At 69.4% G+C, this 20,785-nt stretch carries 17 protein-coding genes; 6 read left to right on the forward strand and 11 right to left on the reverse strand.

Features of this window, described 5'->3' with window-relative positions; all coding sequences use genetic code 11:
• Window positions 1–132: 132 nt before the first annotated feature.
• Window positions 133–1,548, reverse strand: a complete 1,416-nt coding sequence (locus EV668_RS22840; protein ID WP_245513378.1) for an APC family permease — start codon at window positions 1,546–1,548, stop codon at window positions 133–135.
• A gap of 175 nt (window positions 1,549–1,723) precedes the next feature.
• On the opposite strand from EV668_RS22840, the gene EV668_RS22845 reads away from it, so the two are divergent.
• Genes EV668_RS22845 through EV668_RS22865 form a run of 6 tightly spaced genes read left to right on the forward strand, consistent with a single transcriptional unit; the run spans window position 1,724 to window position 7,301 of the window.
• A complete protein-coding gene (locus EV668_RS22845) occupies window positions 1,724–2,146 on the forward strand; it encodes a hypothetical protein (protein ID WP_133774532.1) in 423 nt (140 codons plus the stop codon).
• On the forward strand, window positions 2,143–3,006 hold the full coding sequence (locus EV668_RS22850; protein WP_133774534.1) for an alpha/beta fold hydrolase: 864 nt from the start codon (window positions 2,143–2,145) through the stop codon (window positions 3,004–3,006). The genes EV668_RS22845 and EV668_RS22850 overlap by 4 nt, the downstream gene beginning before the upstream one ends.
• Entirely contained in the window at window positions 3,003–4,217 is a 1,215-nt protein-coding gene (locus EV668_RS22855) for an ABC transporter substrate-binding protein (protein ID WP_133774536.1), read from the forward strand. The genes EV668_RS22850 and EV668_RS22855 overlap by 4 nt, the downstream gene beginning before the upstream one ends.
• Window positions 4,214–5,674 (forward strand): aldehyde dehydrogenase, encoded by a 1,461-nt coding sequence (locus tag EV668_RS25105; RefSeq protein WP_208111612.1) that lies wholly within the window; start codon window positions 4,214–4,216, stop codon window positions 5,672–5,674. Before EV668_RS22855 ends, EV668_RS25105 begins: the two co-directional genes overlap by 4 nt.
• On the forward strand, window positions 5,671–6,573 hold the full coding sequence (locus EV668_RS25110; protein ID WP_208111613.1) for an NAD(P)-dependent oxidoreductase: 903 nt from the start codon (window positions 5,671–5,673) through the stop codon (window positions 6,571–6,573). The genes EV668_RS25105 and EV668_RS25110 overlap by 4 nt, the downstream gene beginning before the upstream one ends.
• A 5-nt stretch (window positions 6,574–6,578) precedes the next feature.
• Complete coding sequence (locus EV668_RS22865; RefSeq protein WP_133774664.1) at window positions 6,579–7,301, forward strand: IclR family transcriptional regulator; 723 nt, start codon at window positions 6,579–6,581, stop codon at window positions 7,299–7,301.
• A gap of 6 nt (window positions 7,302–7,307) precedes the next feature.
• On the opposite strand, the gene EV668_RS22870 is transcribed toward EV668_RS22865, so the two are convergent.
• From EV668_RS22870 to EV668_RS22915, 10 genes are all read right to left on the reverse strand, one after another.
• Window positions 7,308–8,033 (reverse strand): SDR family oxidoreductase, encoded by a 726-nt coding sequence (locus tag EV668_RS22870; protein WP_133774538.1) that lies wholly within the window; start codon window positions 8,031–8,033, stop codon window positions 7,308–7,310.
• A 27-nt stretch (window positions 8,034–8,060) separates the two neighbouring features.
• Window positions 8,061–10,760: a nitrate reductase gene (locus EV668_RS22875; RefSeq protein ID WP_133774540.1), complete on the reverse strand. Its 2,700-nt coding sequence runs from the start codon at window positions 10,758–10,760 to the stop codon at window positions 8,061–8,063.
• A 169-nt stretch (window positions 10,761–10,929) separates the two neighbouring features.
• Complete coding sequence (locus tag EV668_RS22880; protein WP_133774542.1) at window positions 10,930–12,525, reverse strand: sulfite reductase subunit alpha; 1,596 nt, start codon at window positions 12,523–12,525, stop codon at window positions 10,930–10,932.
• Between the two features lie 118 nt (window positions 12,526–12,643).
• A complete protein-coding gene (locus tag EV668_RS22885) occupies window positions 12,644–14,437 on the reverse strand; it encodes a NirA family protein (RefSeq protein WP_208111614.1) in 1,794 nt (597 codons plus the stop codon).
• Window positions 14,437–15,678, reverse strand: coding sequence for an NAD(P)/FAD-dependent oxidoreductase (locus EV668_RS22890; RefSeq protein ID WP_133774546.1), 1,242 nt, complete (start codon window positions 15,676–15,678; stop codon window positions 14,437–14,439). Before EV668_RS22890 ends, EV668_RS22885 begins: the two co-directional genes overlap by 1 nt.
• Window positions 15,679–15,752: 74 nt before the next feature.
• Complete coding sequence (locus EV668_RS22895; RefSeq protein ID WP_133774548.1) at window positions 15,753–16,547, reverse strand: ABC transporter ATP-binding protein; 795 nt, start codon at window positions 16,545–16,547, stop codon at window positions 15,753–15,755.
• Window positions 16,548–16,558: 11 nt separating this feature from the next.
• Window positions 16,559–17,476 (reverse strand): nitrate ABC transporter permease, encoded by a 918-nt coding sequence (gene ntrB / locus EV668_RS22900; RefSeq protein WP_133774550.1) that lies wholly within the window; start codon window positions 17,474–17,476, stop codon window positions 16,559–16,561.
• A 26-nt stretch (window positions 17,477–17,502) separates the two neighbouring features.
• Window positions 17,503–18,798, reverse strand: a complete 1,296-nt coding sequence (locus tag EV668_RS22905) for a CmpA/NrtA family ABC transporter substrate-binding protein (RefSeq protein WP_133774552.1) — start codon at window positions 18,796–18,798, stop codon at window positions 17,503–17,505.
• 272 nt (window positions 18,799–19,070) lie between these two features.
• A complete protein-coding gene (locus tag EV668_RS22910; RefSeq protein ID WP_245513379.1) occupies window positions 19,071–20,090 on the reverse strand; it encodes a CmpA/NrtA family ABC transporter substrate-binding protein in 1,020 nt (339 codons plus the stop codon).
• Window positions 20,087–20,674 (reverse strand): ANTAR domain-containing response regulator, encoded by a 588-nt coding sequence (locus tag EV668_RS22915; RefSeq protein WP_133774554.1) that lies wholly within the window; start codon window positions 20,672–20,674, stop codon window positions 20,087–20,089. The genes EV668_RS22910 and EV668_RS22915 overlap by 4 nt, the downstream gene beginning before the upstream one ends.
• Window positions 20,675–20,785: the final 111 nt, after the last annotated feature.

The raw sequence follows: 20,785 nt of genomic DNA on the forward strand, positions 1-20,785 counted from the left end.
GTGCTGCGGAAAAGTGGAGTCCGGTTTTCCGATAGCAGCACGCGATCACACTAAGTTAGATCAAGCTGCGGAAACGTAGAATCCGGTTGTCCGCAGCACGAGGCTCCGACACAACGGCGGAGCCCCGCATCCTCAATTCTGCGGGCCGTGGCCGCCGAGATCCTCCATCACGGGCTCGCTCGGCACGGTTCCGGTCGCCTTGTTGATCGCCACCGTGACCAGCCAGAGCCCGACGCCGATCGCCAGGAGCACGCCCGCGATGGTGTATTGGGACGGATCGCGCCCCGTCCACGGCCCGACGAGGAAGGCGCAGGACAGCATGCCGAGGATCGCGAGAGGCGTCGGCGTGCGGAAGTGGTCGTGCTCGACCTTGTCCTTGCGCAGGACGAGCACGGCGACATTCACGACGGTGAAGACGCATAGCAGCAGCAGCGCGGTCGTGCCGCCGAGCTGCGGCACGCCGCCGACGAAGGTGATCAGGCCGAAGGCCAGCAGCGTCGTGAAGGCGATGGCGACATAGGGCGTCCGCCGCGTCGGATGGACCTTGCCGAGGATCGGCGGCAGGACGTGCTCGCGGCTCATGCCATAGACGAGCCGGCTCGCCATCAGCATGTTGATCAGGGCGGAGTTGGCGACCGCGAACATCGAGATGAAGCCGAAGACCGCGAGCGGGAACCAGGGCGCGCCGGCCTGGACGACCTTGAGCAGCGGCGCCTCGCCCTCGCCGAGCTGATCGGGCGGGACCAGCGTGATCGCGGAGATCGACACCAGCACGTAGATCACGCCGGTGATCAGAAGCCCCGCGAGCAGGATCTTCGGGAAGACCTTGGTCGGGTTCTCCGTCTCCTCCGCCATGTTCACCGAATCCTCGAACCCCACCATCGCGAAGAAGGCGAGTGTCGTCGCGGCGATGACCGGCCAGAAGAAGCTCTGCCCCTCCGGCATCGGCTTGAACTCGAGGACGCGCGAGACGTCGCCCTGTCCGCGGGAGATGGCCCAGAACCCGATCATGATGATGATCAGAAGGCCGGTCAGTTCCACCACCGTGAGGACGACGTTCGCCTTCACGCTCTCTCCGACGCCGCGCAGATTGATGGCGGCGACGAGCGCCATGAAGCCGAGCCCCGTGAGCGTGATCCCGGTCGGCGAGAAATGAAGGTCGAAGGCGTGGGACATGTTCGCCGCGAAGGCCCGCGAGGCCGTCGAGGCCGAGGTGATGCCGGAGCACATCACGGCAAAGGCGACGATGAAGGTCACGAAGTGGATGCCGAAGGCGCGGTGCGTGTAGAGCGCGGCGCCGGCGGCCTTCGGATACTTCGTGACGAGTTCGAGATACGAGAAGGCCGTGATCAGGGCCACCACGAAGGCGACGAGGAAGGGCAGCCAGACGACGCCCCCGACCTGCTTCGCGACCTGCCCCGTCAGCGCATAGATCCCGGTTCCGAGGATGTCTCCCACGATGAAGAGCAGGAGCAGCCAGGGCCCCATCACCCGGTGCAGGCTGGGTTCGGCCGGAGGTGCTGACGATCGGACGCTTTCCACGGCCATGCTCTTGCTCCGACGCTGACGTCGCCGGTCAGGATGCACCGCGCCCGCGGCCGCGGCAATGCGGAAATCGCGCTCCTCCACCCCCCGAATCGACATGCGTTGCCAGCACCCGAGTCCAATGGTATGCACTCATAATAGAATAATAGTTCTATCTAGCAGAACACAGGAGAGAGCCTTGAGGAAGGACGAAGCCGCGCCGGCGGAGGACGAGGTGGCGCAGGCCCTCGCCCGGCTCCCGGAACTCGCCGATGCCGATCTCGTCCGGCGCGGCCGCTTCCTGACGGTCGCTTGCCTCTTCGGCACGCCCTCCGCGCCGCTCCACGTGACGATCGAAGCCGGTCAAGTCGTCGAGGTCCTGCGGGGGCCGGTCCTGATGCGCTCCTGGCGCTTCGCCTATCGCGCGACGCCGGAGGCCTGGGCCGCATTCTGGGAACCGGTGCCGAGGCCGGGCTTCCACGATCTTCTCGCGCTGACGAAACGCGGCGCCGCGACGCTCGAGGGCGATCTCCAGCCCTTCATCGCCAATCTCCAGTACTTCAAGGATCTGCTCGCCCTGCCGCGCGGCTCCTTCGGCAAGCCCGTCGGGAGGGCTGCATGACCCCCGATTTCGAGCCCATCACGGGCCGCTACCTGCGCTGCGAGATCGCCGGGGTGCCGCACCGCGTCTATGTCGAGGAAGCCGGCTCCGGCATCCCTCTCCTCTGCCTGCACACGGCAGGATCGGACGGCCGCCAGTGGCGTCATCTCCTCAACGACGAGGAGGTCACGCGGCATTTCCGGGTCATCGCCTTCGACATGCCCTACCACGGCAAGTCGAACCCGCCCGAGACGTGGCAGGGCGAAGAATATCGCCTGACGACGAAATCCTACACCGACACCATCCGCGCGGTGAGCGGCGCGCTCGGGCTCGACCGTCCCGTCGTCATGGGCTGCTCGATCGGCGGGCGCATCGTCCTGAACCTCGCCATCGACCACGCGGCCGAGTTCCGGGCTCTCGTCGGTCTCGAAGCGGCGGATTTCCAGCAGCCCTGGTACGACACGACCTGGCTGCACCGTCCGGACGTCCATGGCGGCGAGGCCTGCGCCGCGCTGGTCTCGGGCCTGATCGCACCCGGCGGCCCGGACGCGGCCCGGCGCGAAACGCTCTGGCACTACATGCAGGGCGGCCCCGGAATCTTCAAAGGCGACCTCTATTTCTACCGGGTCGACGGCGATCTGCGGCCGCGCATCGGCGCGATCGACACCGCCATCTGCCCGCTCTTCCTGCTCACCGGGGAATACGACTTCTCCTGCTCGCCCGACGACACGATCCGCACCGCGCAGAGCATCGCGGGCGCCGAGGTCACGGTGATGGAACGGCTCGGGCATTTTCCGATGTCGGAGAACCCCGCCCAGTTCCGCAGCTACATCCTGCCCGTTCTCGAAAAGATCAGACATCTCGAGGGAGAAACACGATGAACCTCAAGACGGCCCTGCGCGGCCTCGCCATCTGCGGCGCTCTCGCGCTGCCCGCCGCCGCCCAGGCCGCCGGCGACGTCATCCGCATCGGCGTCCTGAACGACCAGTCCGGCGTCTTCGCCGACAATGGCGGGCTCGGCTCGGTCGCGGCGGCGAGGCTCGCGGCGGAGGAATTCGGCAACACGATCCTCGGCAAGCGGATCGAGATCATCACCGCCGATCACCAGAACAAGCCCGACATCGCCTCGACCATCGCGCGCAAGTGGATCGATCAGGACGGCGTCGACCTGATCGCCGACGGCGCGGCCTCGTCGGCCGGCTTCGGCATCCTCAATGTCGTCAACGAGAAGGGCAAGATCTTCGTCGTGACCGGGCCGGGTGCCTCGGACTTCACGGGCAAGGCCTGCTCGCCGCAGAGCTTCCACTTCAACTACGACACCTATGCGCTGGCGAAGATCACCGGCAAGGCGATCACCGAGGCGGGCGGCAAGAACTGGTACTTCGTGACCGCCGACTATGCCTTCGGACATGCGCTCCAGCGCGACGCGACGCAGTTCATCCAGGCGGCGGGCGGCAAGGTCATCGGAAGCGCCGCCCATCCCCTCAACGCGATGGACTTCTCGTCCTTCCTGCTCCAGGCGCAATCCTCGAAGGCCGACGTCATCGGCCTCGCGACCTCGGGCAAGGATGTTCAGACGGCGATCAAGCAGGCGAACGAATTCGGCATCGTGACCTCCGGCCAGAAGCTGGCGGGCCTGCTCGTCTTCATCACGGACGTCAACGCGCTCGGCCTCGAGGCCGCCAAGGGGCTCCAGGTGACGACGTCGTTCTACTGGGACGCGAACGACGAGACCCGCGCCTGGTTCAAGCGCTTCATGAAGGTCAGCGGCGGACGGGTTCCGCCGACGATGATCCACGCCGGCACCTATAGCGGCGTCCGCCACTACCTCGCCGCGATCAAGGCCGCCGGGACCGACGATCCCAAGATCGTCGCCGCCAAGATGCGCGAGATGCCGGTCGAGGACATGTATAACAAGAAGGTCGAGATCCGCGCGGACGGCCGCGTGCTGCACGACATGTTCCTCGTGCAGGTCAAGACTCCCGCCGAATCCAAGTACCCGTACGATTACTACAAGATCGTCCAGAAGGTCCCCGGCAACGAGGCCTTCCGCCCGCTCTCCGAGAGCGAGTGCTCGCTGGTGAAGAAATGACGGAGTCGCGATCGAGAGTCGGCTTCCTCGTCGCCGGCGAGCGCGTCCAGGGGTCCGGCACGCCCTTTTCCTCGGTCGATCCCGCCACGGGCGAGGTCAATTACGAGGTGGCCGCGGCCGGAGCCGAGGATGTCGCGCGCTGCGTCGAGGCCGCGCAGGAAGCGGTCGCCCGGCCGGGCTGGCGCGACATGCGCCCGCACGAGCGGGCGCGCATCCTCTCCGCCATCGCCGACGGGATCGTCGCGAAGGCGGACGACCTCGCGGCGATCCAGCGCCGGGAGAACGGCAAGGTCCTGGCGGAATGCCGAACCCAGGTCGCGAGCGCGGCGGCGACCTTCCGCTATTATGCCGGCGTCTGCGAGACGACCGGATCGGAGGTCACGCCGTCGCGCGGCGACTATCTGTCGATGACGACCTACGAGCCGGTGGGCGTCGTCGCGGCCATCACGCCGTGGAACTCCCCGCTGACGATGGAGGCGCAGAAGATCGCGCCCGCCCTCGCGGCCGGCAACGCCGTCATCGTCAAGCCCTCCGAGGTCACGCCGACGGCGGCCATCGCGGTCGCCGAGATCGCGCTCGCGGCAGGCCTGCCGCCCGGCCTCCTCAACGTCCTCACCGGAACCGGAACCGAGACGGGCGTGCCGCTCGTGCGCCATCCCGGCGTCCGGATGGTGTCCTTCACCGGCGGCACCGAGACCGGCCGGGCGATCGCGCAGATCGCGGCGGGCCGGCTCATCCCGGCCGCGCTGGAGCTCGGTGGCAAGTCGCCCCACATCGTGTTCGCCGATGCCGATCTCGACAGGGCGGCGGCCGCCGTCCAGGACGGCATCTTCGAGGGGTCGGGCCAGTCCTGCGTCGCGGGCTCGCGGCTGTTCGTCGAGCGCAAGGCGCTCGACCGGATGGTTGCCCTGATGCGCGAACGCGCGACGTCGCTGAAGGTCGGCATGCCGCTGGCGCCGGACAGCCGGATGGGCCCGCTCGCGAGCTTCCGCCAGCGCGAGACCGTCGAGCGCTTCGTGCAATCGGCCCGCGACGAGGGCGGGGAGATCATCGCCGGCGGAGCACGCCCCGACGATGCGGCGCTCGCAGCCGGCGCCTTCTATCTGCCGACGCTGATCGGAGGCCTCGACGGCTCGGCGCGCGTGGTGCGGGAAGAGATCTTCGGCCCGGTCCTGTGCATCCTCCCCTTCGACGACGAGGAGGATCTGATCGCCCAGGCCAACGGCACGGCCTTCGGCCTCGCCTCCGGCATCTGGACGTCGGACGTCACGCGGGCGCTCCGCATCGCACGGCGGATCGAGGCGGGCACGGTCTGGATCAACACCTACAAGCAGCTCAGCATCGCCACCCCCTTCGGCGGCTACAAGGACAGCGGCCTCGGGCGCGAGAAGGGAATCGGCGGAATGCGGCTCTACCAGCAGGCGAAGAGCATCTATCTCGGGGGCGTGAAGCTGTGAGCGGCACAAGGATCGGTTTCATCGGGCTCGGCGTCATGGGCGAGCCCATGTGCCGGAACCTGGCGCGGAAGAGCGGCCGAGCCGTCCTCGCCTTCGACCGTGCGCCCGAGCCGCTCGCCCGTCTGCAGGAGCACGGCGTCGCCGCCGCCGGAAGCCTCGCCGAACTCGCCTCCTCCTGCTCGGTGATCTTCATGGCGCTGCCCTCGGGCAAGCATGTCGAGGCGGTCTGCGCGGGCGAGGACGGCCTTCTCGCGGCGATCGGCCCCGGCACGCTCGTCGTCGATCTCGGCACCTCGCCGGTCGACCTGACGCGCGATCTCGCCGCCCGGTTCACGGCGAAGGGAGCCCGCTACGCCGACGCGCCGATCGCCCGCACGCGACAGGCCGCCGAGGACGGCACGCTCAGCATCATGGTCGGCGCTGACGAGGCGGATTTCACCGAACTCGAGCCGCTTCTCGACACGCTCGCGAGCGACGTCACCCATTGCGGCCCGGTGGGCGCAGGCCAGATCGTCAAGATCATGAACAACATGGTCCTGGTCGAGACCGTCGTCGCGCTGTCGGAAGCCATCGCGGTGGCCCGGCGCGCCGGGCTCGACGGCAAGGTCCTGTTCGAGACCCTGACCAAGGGGTCGGCCGACAGCTTCGCCTTGCGGAACCACGGCATGAAGGCCGTCCTGCCGGGCGCCTTCCCCGAGCGCGCCTTCTCGACCGACTATGCCCGCAAAGACCTCTCCTACGCCCTCGCCCTCGCCGAAAGCGTGGGCGTCGACCTTGCCGGGGCGAAGACGGCCGACGCCCTTCTCGCGCGCAGCGCCGAAGCAGGCTACGGCGATCTGTACTGGCCCGTCGTGAGCCGTATCATCGCCGGCTCGGATCCGGAGGCCGGCAAGGGGTGAGCGAGATGGGGGCGGTCGAGGCGCGGAAGGACGGGGTCGCGGCGGTGGACCGCGCCCTTTCGGTTCTGGGCGCCCTCGCCGGGAAGGAAGAGCCCAGCACGCTCGCCGAACTCGCCCGCGCGACCGGGCTCTACAAGAGCACCATCCTGCGTCTCGCGGCCTCCCTCGAGGAGGCCGGATACCTCGCCCGCCTGCCCGACGGGCGCTACGGGCTCGGCGGCTCCGCCTTCCGGCTCGGCCTCTCCTACGAGCGCCAGAACCCGTTGCGGCAGCACGTCCTTCCCGTGCTCCAGGACCTCGTCGAGCGAGGCACCGAGAGCGCCTCCTTCCATATCCGCCACGGCGCCGGGACGCGGCTCTGCCTGTTCCGCGTGAACTCGCACCATTCGACGCTCGACCGGGTCGAGGCGGGCGCGATCCTGCCGCTCGATCGGGGCGCGGCCGGACGCGTCCTGGCGAGCCCCGACCCCTCGGCGCCCCGCGGCGGCCACGCACCGGGAACTCCCTTCGTCGCCCTGTCGCGCGGCGAGCGCGACACGAGTTGCGCGGGCATGGCCACGGCCGTCTTCGGCCCCGGAGGCCTTGTCGGGGCGCTGTCCCTGTCCGGTCCGGGAGACCGGTTCACGGAGGAGGCGGTCGCCCGCATGGCGGGCGCGCTCACCGAAGCCGCCGCTCGCCTCACGCGCGAACTCGGCGGAAGCGGCGCGCGCGCGGCGGCGGCAGGCTGAGGCGGCTCAGAACCGGTTGACGGGCAGAACCATGATCTCCGCGATCTGGACATGCGGGGGCTGGTCGAGCGCGAACATCACGGTCCGCGCCACGTCCTCGGGCTCCAGCGCCTGCTTGAACTGGTCGAAATAGGCCTTCGTCTTCTCCTCGTCGCCGCGATAGCGCGTCTTGATGATGCCGGTCTTGGTGAGGCCCGGCAGGATCTCGGTGACGCGGATCGCGGTCTCGGCGAGCTCGCCGCGCAGGGTCTGCGTGAACATGCGCACGCCCGCCTTGCTCGTGCTGTAGGCCGCCATGTCCGGGATGATCCGCACCGAATTGATCGAGCTGACATTGACGATGTGGCCCGCATCGCGCCGCACGAAATCCGGCACGATGGCCCGCGTCACGCGCATCAGGCCGATGAGGTTGGTCTGGATGATCGCCGCCCAGTCGTCGGGCGAGCCCTCGTCGAACCGGATGCGCCCGCCGATGTCGTGGCCGGCATTGTTGATCAGCACGTCGAGCGGCCGGAAGGCTTCGGGGACGGCGTCGAGGAGCTTGTCGACGGCAGCCGCATCGGTGATGTCGAGGCGGATCGTGCAGACGCCGGATCCCAGTTCCTTCGCGAACGCGGCGAGCGACGCCTCGTCCCGGTCCACCAGCACCAGGCGATGGCCCGCGCTCACGGCCGCTTTCGCCATGGCCCGGCCGAGCCCGCCCGCTGCTCCCGTCAGTAGAATCGTCGCCATCGTATCCTCCCTTTTGGTCGGACCGGCTTAGCGCACCACCAGACTGTCAGACAATCTTTCGTTTGCAGGCGTGGCGGCCTCGCTGGCGAGGATGCGGCGCAGTTCGGGGAGGCACGAGCCGCAATTGGTGCCCGCGCGGAGAGCGGCGCCGATCGCCTCCGTCGAGGTCGCGCCCTTGGTCCGGATGGCATCGCAGATCGTCGCGAGGCCGACCCCGAAACAGGCGCAGACCAGCGGCCCCGGATCGGGCCCCGCATTCCGGCCCGACAGCGCCTGCCGCGCCCCCCTGCCCTCCGCCTCGGCGGCGAAGAGCGCCCGTGCCGCCTCCCAATGGGGCCGCGCCGCGGCCGGACCCGCGAAGAAGACCGCTTCGAGCCGGCCTTCGACGAAGGCGGCGAGGCGGTACACGCCCGCGCCCGCATCGAGATAATCGGCGATCTCGGCGCCCGGGACGAGAGCGGGCGCCCAGGCCGCGATCCGGCCGATCGAGCCGCGCGCGGCGAAGAGCGTTCCGGTGCCGCCCTCGATCGCGGCGCGCGCCCACCAGGTGCCGTCCGGCAGCCCGATCGGCAGCCGCGACAGGAGGAAGCCGCGCAGGGGCATGGGTTCGGGAGTGATGGCGGCCGGGCTCGCCTTCATCTCCGGCTGGCCCGAGAACGGGTCGACATGGTCGTGGACGAGGGCACCGATGCGCCCGTCCGAGGAGGTCTCGCCGCTCCAATGGATCGGCGAGAACAAGGTGCCCGGCGGCTGGCCTTCGGCGAGACGGGTCTCCAGCACGCATGATCCCATCGCGGTCGAGACGCGGGCGAGATCGCCGTCTCCGAGGCCGAGCCGCGCGGCATCGGCGGGATGGAGTTCGACGAAGGGCGCGGGCCGGTGCGAGCCGAGCCGAGGGCTCCGGCCGGACCGGGTCATCGTGTGCCACTGGTCGCGGATGCGCCCCGTATTGAGCACGAACGGATAGGCCTCGCTCGTCTCCGTCGCGAGACGCGGCAAGGCGGGCGCGACGAAGCGCGCCCTGCCGTCCGGCGTCTGGAACGGCCGTTCCGCAAAGAGCCGCGCCGTCCCCTCCCCGTCAGCGCCGACGGGCCACTGCACGGGCGCGAGGTCGTCATAGCCCCGGTCGCCGAGATCGGCGAGGCCGCCGAGATCGAGCACGCGCTCGCCCCCGTTCTCGAAGGCCGTCAGCGCGGCGTGCTCGCGGAAGATGTCCGCCGCTTTGCGATAGGGGAAGGCGCTCGCGAACCCCATGCGGGCGGCGACAGCGCTGACGATCCACCAATCCGGCTTCGCCTCGCCCGGCAGCGGCAGGACGGCGCGCTGGCGGGAGATGCGGCGCTCGGAATTGGTGACGGTGCCGTCCTTCTCGCCCCAGGCGGCGGCCGGCAGGAGGACATGGGCGCCGCGGGAGGTGGTGTCGTTCGAGGCGACGTTCTCCGAGACGACGAGGAGGTCGAGCTTCGCGAGCGAGGCCCGGACCCGGTCCGCATCCGGCAGCGAGACGGCGGGATTGGTCGCCATCACCCAGAGCGCCCGGACCTCGCCCCGGTCGATCGCGTCGAAGAGCGCGACGGCCTTCAGCCCCTCGCGCCGGGCCATGCGCGGCGCGTCCCAGAACCGGCCGACGCGGTCGATCTCGGCGGGCAGGTAGTTCATATGCGCCGCGAGCATGTTGGCGAGGCCGCCGACCTCCCGCCCGCCCATGGCGTTGGGCTGGCCGGTGAGGGAGAGCGGCCCCATGCCGGGCCTGCCGATCCGTCCCGTCGCGAGATGGCAATTGACGATCGCGCCGACCTTGTCGGTACCCTGGGCGGATTGGTTGACGCCCTGGGAATAGCAGGTGACGACCTTCTCCCTCGTCCGGAACAGGTCGTAGAAGGCGGCAAGGTCGGCTTCCGCGATCCCCGTCGCCCGGGCCACCGAGGCCGGGTCGGGCGCGATCTCGCGGGCGCGGGCCAGGGCCTCGCCGAAACCCTCCGTCCGTCCGCCGAGGAAATCCGCGTCGAGCGCCCCGCTCTCCGCCAGATGGACGAGGAGGCCGCAGAACAGGGCCGTGTCCTGGCCCGCGGCGACCGGCAGGAAGAGGTCGGCCTCGTCGGCGCTCGCCGAGCGCCGCGGATCGACGACGACGATCTTCGCGCCGCGCCTCGCCCGGTTGTCGAGCATCCGGCGGAACAGGATCGGGTGGCACCAGGCCGCGTTCGAGCCGACGAGGACGATGAGGTCCGCCTCGTCGAGATCCGCGTAGCAGCCCGGCACGATATCGGCCCCGAAGGCGCGGCGGTGGCCGGCGACCGAGGACGACATGCAGAGCCGCGAATTCGTGTCGACATTCCCCGAGCCGACGAAGCCCTTCATCAGCTTGTTGGCGACGTAGTAATCCTCGGTGAGAAGCTGGCCCGACAGGTAGAAGGCGACCGCGTCGGGGCCGTGCTCGGCCACGATGCGCGACAGGTCCCCCGCGACACGCCCGAGGGCATCGTCCCAGGACGCCCGCCGCCCCTCGACCATCGGATGAAGGAGCCTGCCCTCGAGGCCGACCGTCTCGCCGAGCGCCGAGCCCTTCGAGCAGAGACGGCCGCAATTCGCCGGATGGTCCGGGTCGCCCTCGACGGCGAGGCCGCCGAGCCCGTCCGGCCGAGCCAGCACCCCGCAGCCGACGCCGCAATACGGACAGGTCGTCCGGATCGCCGGCGGCGCGACGGGCCCCGGATGGGCGTTCATGGTTCCGACGCGCCACCTCTCCCCTTGCGGGAGAGGTGTGGTCGGGAGCGCCAGCTTTCGACCGGGTGAGGGGTGCGCAACATCGACGGGGTCCACCCCTCATCCGGTCGCCCTGCCGGGCGGCTCGACGTCTCCCGCAAGGGGAGAAGCGGTGCGCAATGCCGCCCCATCAATACACATCCGCCTGATAGCGGCCGGCCTTCTTCAGCCCCTGGACGAAGGCCACCGCCTCCTCCGCGCTCAGTCCGCCATGCTGTGCGGCCACGTCGACGAGGGCGGTCTCGACATCCTTGGCCATGCGCTTGGCATCGCCGCAGATGTAGAAATGCGCGCCGTCCTTGAACCAGGCCCACAGATCGGCCCCGACCTCGCGCATCCTGTCCTGGACGTAGATCTTCTCGCTGCCGTCGCGCGACCAGGCGAGGGTCAGGCGATCGAGGAACCTGGCCTCCTTCATCGCGGTCAGCTCCTCCTTGTAGAAGAAGTCGCTGGTGGAACGCTGGTGGCCGAAGAAGAGCCAGTTGCGGCCGGGCGCCCTGTCGGCCTCGCGGTCGCGCAGGAAGGCGCGGAAGGGGGCGATCCCGGTCCCGGGCCCGACCATGATGACGGGCGTCTTCGGATCCTTCGGCAGGGCGAAGCCGTGGGCCTTCTGGACGTAGACCCGAAGCGGCGTGCCGGGCGCGATGCGCTCGGCGAAGAAGGTCGAGGCGACGCCGAGCCGCTGGCGCCGGTTGATGGCGTAGCGGACGGCGTCGACGGTCAGCGTCACGCGGCCGGGATCGGCCTTGGGCGAGGAGGAGATCGAGTAGAGGCGCGGCTGCAGCGGCTCGAGCGCCTCGAGGAAGGCCTCCGCGTCGGGCCGTGCCATCGGGAACTTGTGCAGCGCGCCCAGCACGTCGAGCGCGGCGAGGTCGCCATGCGGATCCTCGCCGGCCGCCAGGGCCCGCGCCGTCTTCCGGGTGTCTCCGCCCGTCACCTGCGAGATGAGCGTGAAGAGCGCGTCCGGCGCGGGGCCGAGATCGTAATCCTCCATCAGGGCGAGACGGAGCGGCTTCTCCCCGATCATCCGCTCGGGGCGTGCGCCGAGCTGCGCGATGACGGCATCGACCACGAGGCTCGCATTCGAGGCGAAGACCCCGAGGCTGTCGCCGACGACATACTCGACCCCCGATTCCGTGAGGTCGATCTCGACATGCCAGGTCTCCTTCTCGGAGCCCTCGCCGTTCAGCCTGCGGCGCGACAGGAAGGTCGCGGGAGCGGGATTCTCGCGGCAATAGCCGCGCGGACCGCTCGGGACCGCGGCTCCATCGACCGCCTTCGCCTCGGCCGGCGCGGCGCCCGCCTCGCCCATTTCCGCCGCGAGGGCCTTCAGCATGCGGGCGGTCTCCTTGCCGCCCGGCGCGCAGAGGTTCAGCCGCTCCTCCGTCTTCAGGAACAGGGCATTGGCGTAATCGGCGCAGTTATAGCCGCACTGCCCGCAATCCTGCTGGGCCATCGCCGCCATCAGGCGCGGCGCGAGCGGGCGCTCCTTCGCCATGTCCATGCGCTCGGGAAGGGCGATCGACGGATCGTGCCAGGGAGCGGTGTCGTTCTCGGCGAGTTCCGGGCCGGAGGATCCGCCCGCATCGCCCGCGATCGGCGTCGCGCCCAGCATGTCGGGCGAGAGGAGCGCGGAGAAATAGCCGGAGAGCCAGGAGCGCTGCTCCGCGCTGAACGGCGCCGAGTCCGGAATGGCGAGGACGGGGGTTGGGACATGGGCGGTCATGCGACGTCTCCAACACCGTCCTTGCGAGGAGGCGCAGCCGACGAAGCCACCCAAAAGCCGCCTGGGTTTCCGATCTGGGTTGCTTCGCTGCGCTCGCGATGACGGAATGGCGCTCCCATCACTCGGCCGCCTCCAGCATCCGCGGGGATTGAAGCGGCGCGGCCTCGACGAGGGCCTTCAGCGCCTCGGTCTCGTGGCGGCGCGTCCAGGCCGCGACGCCCTCTTCGGGACCGGAGCGGTGGGCGAGATAGGCGGCGAGGATCCGCTCGACGCGGGCCGGCGCGTCCTCCGCCTTCACCCCGAGGAAGAGCTCCCGCCCGATCTTGGGATCGTCGGCGAAACCGCCGCCGACGACGATGTCGAAGCCCTCCACGGTCTCGTCGTCGCCGACCGGAACCTTGGCCCCGATGAGGCCGATATCGCCGATATAGTGCTGCGCGCAGGAATTGTGACAGCCGGTGACATGGATGTTCACCGGCACGTCCATCGCGATCCGCCGCTCGACATGGGCGGCGATGACGAGGGCCGCTTCCTTGGTGTGGGCGGCGGCGAATTTGCAGCCCGTCATGCCGGTGCAGGCGACGAGGCCGGCGCGGATGGGGTTTGCGTGGATCGACAGGCCGAGCGCCGCGACGCGGGCCTCGACCTCGGCGAGCTTCGCATCGGGCACGCCCGAGACGAGGAGGTTCTGCCAGACGGTGAGGCGGATATCCCCGTCCCCGCATTCTCGCGCGATCTCGGCGAGCGCCCGCATCCGGTCGCTCGTCAGATGGCCGACATCGAGCGTCACGCCGACCCAGTTCAGCCCGGGCTGCGCCTGCTTGTGCACCCCGACATGGGCGGCGCGGTCGAAGCCGCCGCGCGGCGCGACGTGGTCGGGCGCGACGCGCGCGAGCTTGCGCCCGAGCTTCTCCTCGACGGCCGCGAGGTACGTCTCGAAACCCCAGGCATCGAGCACGTATTTCAGCCGCGCCTTGTTGCGGTTCGTGCGGTCGCCGTTCTCGATGAAGACGCGCAGGATCGCATCCGCGACGGCGTCGCATTCGGCGGGGCGGCAGACCACGCCCGTATCCCGCGCGAGGTCGCGATGGCCGGAGATGCCGCCGAGCACGAGCCGCATCCACAGGCCGGGCTCGATCCCCGCGCCGTCCAGCACCCGGACGGCCTGGAAGCCGATATCGTTCGTTTCCTCCAGCGCCGGCAGGACGCCGCCGCCATCGAACGAGACGTTGAACTTGCGCGGCAGCCCGTAGAGCGAGCGGTCGTTGAGGATGTGGAAATGCCAGGACCGCGCGAGGGGGCGCGTGTCGATGATCTCCTGGGCGTCGATGCCTGCCGTCGGCGAGCCGGTGACGTTGCGGATGTTGTCCGCCCCGGCGCCGCGCGCGGTGAGGCCGATATCGACGAGGCCCTCGACGACGGGAGCCGCGCTCTCCGGCGAGATCTCGCGGATCTGGAGGCCCGCGCGGGTCGTGACATGGGCATAGCCGCCGCCATGGGCATCGGCGAGGGCGGCGACCCCGGCGAATTGCCAATGCTTCAGGATGCCGTTCGGGATGCGGATCCGGCACATGAAGGAGGTCTGGTTCGGCGCGACCCAGAACAGGCCGTGATAGCGCCAGCGGAAATTGTCCTGCGGGTTCGGCTGTTTGCCCGCATCCGCCTCGGCCTTGAGGCGCGCATAGCCGTCGAAGGGGCTTTCGGCGCGCTTCCACTTCTCCTGGTCGACGAGCTTGCCGCCCGCCGCGACCTGCCGGTCCTGCGCCTTGAGGTGGCTGGCCTCCGGCCCGACCGGCTCGGCGACCGTCGTCGCGGCCGGCTGGCCCGGCATGACGCCCGCCTTGCGCATCGCGGCGATGCCCGAGGCGAAGCCGTCGAGATAGGTCTTCTGCTCGGAGCTGAACTCGCTCATCACGCCGCCATCCGCGTCGGTTCAGAGGGCGCGGCCTCGGGCTGCGGCAGGTCGACCCGGCCGAACATCAGGTCGTGGCGGATCGCGGAGACGGGCGCGCGGCTCTCGATCAGGCTGCGATACCAGGCGCCCTCGCCGGTATCCCCGATCAGCAGGGCGCCCGCGAGCCGCCCGTCCTTCAGCACGAGCTTGCGATAGATGCCGCCCACGGGATCGGACAGGAGGATCGGCTCGCCGCCCGCATCGTCCGCGATCTCGCCCGCCGAGAAGACCGGAAGGCCGGAGACCTTGAGGCTCGTCGCGATGGTGGAGCCGCAATAGAGGCGGTCCTTGCCGGCGAGGCGGCCTGCAAGGGTATCGGCCATCTCGTAGCCCGGCTCGACGAGGCCGTAGACCATCCCGCGATGCTCGGCGCATTCGCCGATGGCGAAGATCGAGGGATCGGAGGTCGCGAGGCCGTCATCGACCTGGATGCCCCGGCCGATCGCGAGTCCGGCCTCGCGGGCGAGATCGACGCGCGGGCGGACGCCGACCGCGACCACGACGAGATCGGCCGGGATCACGGTCCCGTCCGCGAGGCGCAGGGCCTCGACGCGACCGTCGCCGACGATCTCCGCCGTGTCGGCCTGAAGCACGACGCGGACGCCCTTCGCTTCCATGGTCTTGCGGACGATGGCGGCGGCGCGCCGGTCGAGCTGGCGCTCCATCAGCTTGTCCATCACGTGGAGCAGCGTCGTCTCGAGCCCGAGCCGGGCGAGGCCGTAGGCGGCTTCCAGACCGAGCAGCCCGCCGCCGATGACGATGCAGCGCGCGCCGGTTCCGCGCAGAGCCTTCATCCGGTCGACATCGGCGAGATCGCGGAAGGCCATCACGCCCGGCAGGTCCATGCCCGGCTTCGGCAGCATGATCGGGGTCGAGCCCGTCGCAAGGACCAGCCTGTCATAGGGGATCGCCTCGCCGGCGACGCTCACCGTCCGCGCCGCGCGGTCGATCGCGGAGGCCGCCGCGCCGGTGCGCAGGCGAATATGCTCCGCCTCGTACCAGCCGCGCTCGCGGAAGTTGCAGCCGGTCTCGTCGACATCCCCCGCGAGCAGCGCGGACAGCAGGACGCGGTTATAGGCGGGGGCCGCCTCCTGGCCGATCACGGTGACGTCGTAACGCCCCGGCGCGTGGAGGCAGAGCCGTTCGAGGAAGCGCAGCGACACCATGCCGTTGCCGACGACGACGAGGCGCCGGGTCATGGTGCGGCTCCGACCGTCCTTCTCACCCGGCGGGAGAAGGATGCCGGCGCAATTGTCCACGCCACGAACATGGCTCATGCCGCCAGGGCCGGCGCCGCGTGGCGCGCATAGAGGAATTCGAGCACCGCCGCGCGGGCATGGGTGTAGACCGCGTCCTCGACGAGTTCGAGCCGCCGGCGCGGGCGCTCGAGCGGGATCGGCAGCACCTCGCCGATCGTCGCGGCGGGACCGTTCGTCATCATCACGATCCGGTCCGACAGCAGCACCGCCTCGTCGACGTCGTGCGTGATCATCAGCATCGTGTTGCCGAGCCGCGCATGGATCTCCATCACCTGATCCTGGAGATGGGCGCGGGTCAGCGCATCGAGGGCCCCGAAGGGCTCGTCGAGGAGCAGCAACTTCGGCTCCATCGCGAGGGCCCGGGCGATGCCGACGCGCTGCTTCATCCCGCCCGAGATCTCGGCGGGCCGCTTGTCGGCGGCGTGAAGCATGTTCACGAGCGCGAGGTTCTCGTCGATCCAGGCGCGGCGCTCGGCCTTCGACTTCCGCCCGCGGAAGACCTTGTCCACCGCGAGCGCCACGTTCTCGCGGACCGTCAGCCAGGGCAGCAGCGAGTGGTTCTGGAAGACCACCGCGCGGTCCGGGCCGGGAGAGTTCACTTCCTTCCCGTCGAGAAGGATGCCGCCCGTCGAGGCTTTGAGAAGGCCCGCGACGATGTTCAGCAGCGTCGACTTCCCGCAGCCCGAATGGCCGATGATCGAGATGTATTCGCCCTGTTCGATGCCGAGCGAGACGCCCTGCAGGACCTCGCTCGTCTTGCCCGAGCGGGTGAAGGAGATGCCGACGTCGGAGATGTCGAGATAGGCCATGATGCCGCTCCTCACTGCGCGCTGGTGCCGCGGGTGACGTAGACGGCGACGAGCGCCACGATCCGGTCGAGGACGAAGCCGATCAGCCCGACATAGATCAGCGCCAGGATGATCTCGGACATCTTCGACGAATTCCACGCGTCCCAGATGAAGAAGCCGATGCCGACGCCGCCGATGAGCATCTCGGCCGCGACGATGGCGAGCCAGGACAGGCCGATCCCGATGCGCAGGCCCGTGAAGATGTAGGGCGCGGCCGACGGGATCATGATCCGCCAGAAGAACTCGAACTGGTTCAGCCGAAGGACGGAGGCGACGTTGCGGTAATCCTGCGGGATGTTGCGGATGCCTACGGCCGTGTTGATGATGATCGGCCAGATCGCGGTGATGAAGATCACGAAGATCGCGGAGGGCTGCCCGTCCCGGAAGGCCGCCAGCGAGAGCGGCAGCCAGGCGAGCGGCGGCACGGTGCGCAGGACCTGGAAGATCGGATCGAGCCCGCGCATCGCCCAGACCGACTGCCCGACGAGGGTACCGAGCGCGATGCCCGCCACGGCCGCGAAGGCGAAGCCCAGCGCGACGCGCTGGAGGCTCGCCGAGATATGCCAGAACAGGCCCTTGTCGGTGCCGCCATTGTCGTAGAACGGGTCGACGATGAGGTCCCAGGTCTCCGCCAGGACCCGCGAGGGCGGCGGCAGGCCCGCCCCCGCGCGGCTGCACAGGATCTCCCAGACGAGAAGCAGGACCGCGAGCACGGCGACCGGCGGCACGACACGCGCCCCGGCCACCTTCAGGAGCGCGGTGAGGCGCGGCTCGGGGGAGGCCGCCGGCGCGCGGGGAGGTGCGGATGCCGAGGCGGCCGCCGGCCTGGGCGAGGCCGGCAGCGTTTCGGTCCCGGCCTCGAACGGGAACTTGGCGGCTGTCGTGCTCATGCGGGTCTCCACCGCTGGCGTCGGGGTCAGGCGATGCGTTTGATGTCGAGGCTGGCGAGGTAGGCGCCGGGATCGCCCGGATCGAAGACCTTGCCGTCGAAGAAGGTCTCCTTGCCGCGCGAGGTCGAGGCCGGGATGTCGGCGGCGGCGACGCCGAGCTCCTTGGCCGCCTCGCGCCACAGATCCTCGCGGTTCACCTTGGCGACGAGCGCCTTGATGTCGGTATCGGCCGGGAACTTGCCCCAGCGGATATCCTCCGCGAGGAACCACAGGTCGTGGCTCGGGAACGGATACGAGGCGTGGTCGGCCCAGTACTTCATGATGAAGGGGCTGTTCTCGACGCGGCGGCCGTCGCCGTAATCGATCGTGCCCTTGGTGCGGCCGGCGACGTCGCTCGCCGGGATGTTGATCCATTGCCGCTTGCCGAGGATGGTCGCCAGCTCGTCCCGGTTCGCCGGCATGTCGCACCATTGCTGCGCTTCGAGCACGGCCATGGTCAGGGCCTTGGTCGCCTTCGGATTCTTCTCGACGAAGGAGGCTCTGAGGGCGAAGGCCTTCTCGGGATGGTCCTTCCAGAGCTCGCCCGTCGTCAGCGCCGTGTAGCCGATGCCCTGCGTCACGAGTTGCGCCGGCCACGGCTCGCCGACGCAGAAGCAATCCATGGTGCCGACCTTCATGTTCGCCACCATCTGCGGCGGCGGCACCACGATCGTCTCGATATCCCTGTCGGGGTCGATGCCGCCGGCCGCCATCCAGTAGCGGATCCAGAGGTCGTGCGTGCCGCCCGGGAAGGTCATGGCGGCTTTGACCGACTTGCCCGCCGCCTTCTTCTTCTCGATCGCGGCCTTGAAGACCTTGGCGTCGAGCTGGACCTTGAGGTCGAGATACTCCTTGGCCACCGAGATGGCCTGCCCGTTCGTGTTCAGGCGGGCGATCAGATGCATCGGCACGCCGACATTGTTCTGCGTCACGCGCCCGGCCGTGATGAGATACGGCATCGGCGAGAGGATATGGGCGCCGTCGATGCCGTTGCCCTCGCCGCCGAGGACGAGATTGTCGCGCGTCGTGCCCCACGAGGCCTGTTTGAGGACCTCGACGTCCGGCATGCCGTACTTGGCGAAGAAGCCCTTCTCCTTGGCGACGAAGAGGGGCGCCGCATCGGTGAGCGCGATGAAGCCGAGCCTCGCTCCCTTCACCTCCGGCCCCGCCGATTGCGCGAAGGCGCCGCCGGGGAAGGCCGCCTTCGCGGCCGCCACCGTGGCGAGCGCGCCGGTCAGCGCGGCGCGACGGCTCGGTTTGAACGAACGATCGAACGAAACCATCTGCCTCGATCCCTTTCGGACAATAAAAAAAGCCGCTGAACGACACTCCGAAGCCCGGATCATCCGGGTTACAGGAGGCCCTTCAGCGGCGTTGCTGACGGCTCGTCTTCGAACGTCATCGCCATTGACGACGTTTGAAAAGAACACTGCGAATAAGATGCAGTAATCGTAGCGCGGATCGGTGTTTCGTCGAGTCGATTTGACGGGCAGGACTGCGCAGATTTGATGCGAACGGCCTGCTGCGCTGCACAAAGGGCGCGCAGGCGCCTCCTTTAGATGCAGTCGAAGGTAGACGGGTCGAAGACCTCGCGCGCCGCCGCCAGCGTGGCCTGCGTGGCGGCGAGATGGCCGGCCTTGGTCATCTCGCTCAGAACCCGCTCCGCCTGGTCCGGCTCGGGACGGCCGATATCCCTGCCGATCCGCAGATAGGCAGGATCGCGGCGATCCTCCTCGCCCGGCCCCAGCGCGAGACGGCCCTCGAGCGTGCGCAGGATCATCGGCGCCGGCAGGGCGAGGTGGCGTGGCTGCGCCAGCAGCGCGGCGAGGTCCGGCCGGTTTCCGGGAGCGGCGCACCATTCGGCCGCCTCGCGCAGGGCCGCGACGAGGGAGAGGGCCGCGCGATCGGGCATGCGGCCGCGTGGCCAGGCGAGGACCTTCTCCGGAGCGTCGGGGATGAGATCGAGCCCGAACGCCGCGATCCGGCCCGCACCGGCCGCGACGGCGACGCTGTTCCAGGGCGCCCCGACGCAGAACCCGTCGATCGAGCCCGCGGCGAGGGCGTCCGCGCTGTAGGAGGGCGGAACCACCGTGATCCGGACGTCGCGGTCCGGATCGAGTCCGGAGCCGGCGATGAAGCGCCGGAGGAGGTAGGTGTGCATCGAATAGGGGAAGACGGTCGCGAGAATCAGCGGCTGTCCGCCTGCCGCCCGCGCGAGGCCGACCCGCCGGAACGCCGCCTTCACCCGATCGAGACTGCCGTCGGGACGGCCCATCGCCTCCCACAACGCGACCGACAGCGTCAGCGCGTTGCCGTTCAGGCTCAGGGTGAAGGGCGCGGTGAGCGGCAGGGCCGGTCCCGGCCCGAGACCGATCGAGGTCGCGATGGCGAGCGGGGCGAGGAGATGGGCCGCATCGACATGGCCGAGAACGAGCTTGTCGCGCAGGGTGGCCCAGGAGGCCTCGCGCTCGAGCCGGATCGCGACCCCGCGCCGTTCCGCGAATCCCCGCTCGGCGGCCGCGATGACCACGGCCGCATCGACGAGCGGCACATAGCCGATCCCGATCTCGATCATCCGAGCAGCTCGTGGCTGATGACGATCGCCTGCGCGATGTCGACGATCTTGCGCTGCTCGTTCATCGCCTTGCGGCGAAGCATGGCATAGGCTTCCTGCTCGTCGATGGCCTTGGCTTTCATGATCAGGTGCTTGGCGCGTTCGATGGTCTTGCGCGCGGCGAGTTCGTCCTTCGCCTCCTTCAACTCGCGCTGGAGCCGGGCGAAGGCGTTGAACCGGAGGATGGCGACGTCGATGACCGATTTGACCCGCTCGCTCTTCAAGCCGTCGACGACATAGGCCGAGATGCCCGCATCCACCGCCGCCTGCATCATCGAGGCATCGGACTGGTCGACGAACATGGCGACCGGGCGCTCCACGAGGCGCGAGACGTGGAACATCTGCTCGAGCAGGTCCCGGCTCGGGCTTTCGAGATCCATCACGACGACGTCCGGATCGACCTCGGAGAGGCGCCGCAGCAGGTCGGCCGTGTCGGGGATCACCACCACGCGCTGGATTCCGGCCGCGCGCAGCCCTTCCTCGACCACCGCCGCGCGAGCCGGCTTCAAGTCGACGACGGCGATCGTGAGGTTTCTCTCGGACATGCCTCGAAAGCGGTTGATTGCATCCGTCGGCGGGCAAACGCCGTGCCACGACATTTCGCAATGGTGCTCTTCGGACGAAGCCTTGCCAAACCCTGGCGTCTCGGCCAAATC

The organism is Enterovirga rhinocerotis, assembly GCF_004363955.1.
GTDB classification, from domain to species: domain Bacteria; phylum Pseudomonadota; class Alphaproteobacteria; order Rhizobiales; family Beijerinckiaceae; genus Enterovirga; species Enterovirga rhinocerotis.

Coding starts and splice junctions, on each gene's coding strand:
- EV668_RS22910 (WP_245513379.1), bottom strand. CDS start 20,090: ATGATCGAGATCGGGATCGGCTATGTGCCGCTCGTCGATGCGGCCGTG.
- EV668_RS22875 (WP_133774540.1), bottom strand. CDS start 10,760: ATGAACGCCCATCCGGGGCCCGTCGCGCCGCCGGCGATCCGGACGACC.
- EV668_RS22885 (WP_208111614.1), bottom strand. CDS start 14,437: ATGAGCGAGTTCAGCTCCGAGCAGAAGACCTATCTCGACGGCTTCGCC.
- EV668_RS22915 (WP_133774554.1), bottom strand. CDS start 20,674: ATGTCCGAGAGAAACCTCACGATCGCCGTCGTCGACTTGAAGCCGGCT.
- EV668_RS22880 (WP_133774542.1), bottom strand. CDS start 12,525: ATGACCGCCCATGTCCCAACCCCCGTCCTCGCCATTCCGGACTCGGCG.
- EV668_RS22840 (WP_245513378.1), bottom strand. CDS start 1,548: ATGGCCGTGGAAAGCGTCCGATCGTCAGCACCTCCGGCCGAACCCAGC.
- EV668_RS22905 (WP_133774552.1), bottom strand. CDS start 18,798: ATGGTTTCGTTCGATCGTTCGTTCAAACCGAGCCGTCGCGCCGCGCTG.
- EV668_RS22870 (WP_133774538.1), bottom strand. CDS start 8,033: ATGGCGACGATTCTACTGACGGGAGCAGCGGGCGGGCTCGGCCGGGCC.
- ntrB (WP_133774550.1), bottom strand. CDS start 17,476: ATGAGCACGACAGCCGCCAAGTTCCCGTTCGAGGCCGGGACCGAAACG.
- EV668_RS22895 (WP_133774548.1), bottom strand. CDS start 16,547: ATGGCCTATCTCGACATCTCCGACGTCGGCATCTCCTTCACCCGCTCG.
- EV668_RS25105 (WP_208111612.1), top strand. CDS start 4,214: ATGACGGAGTCGCGATCGAGAGTCGGCTTCCTCGTCGCCGGCGAGCGC.
- EV668_RS22855 (WP_133774536.1), top strand. CDS start 3,003: ATGAACCTCAAGACGGCCCTGCGCGGCCTCGCCATCTGCGGCGCTCTC.
- EV668_RS22850 (WP_133774534.1), top strand. CDS start 2,143: ATGACCCCCGATTTCGAGCCCATCACGGGCCGCTACCTGCGCTGCGAG.
- EV668_RS22865 (WP_133774664.1), top strand. CDS start 6,579: ATGGGGGCGGTCGAGGCGCGGAAGGACGGGGTCGCGGCGGTGGACCGC.
- EV668_RS22890 (WP_133774546.1), bottom strand. CDS start 15,678: ATGACCCGGCGCCTCGTCGTCGTCGGCAACGGCATGGTGTCGCTGCGC.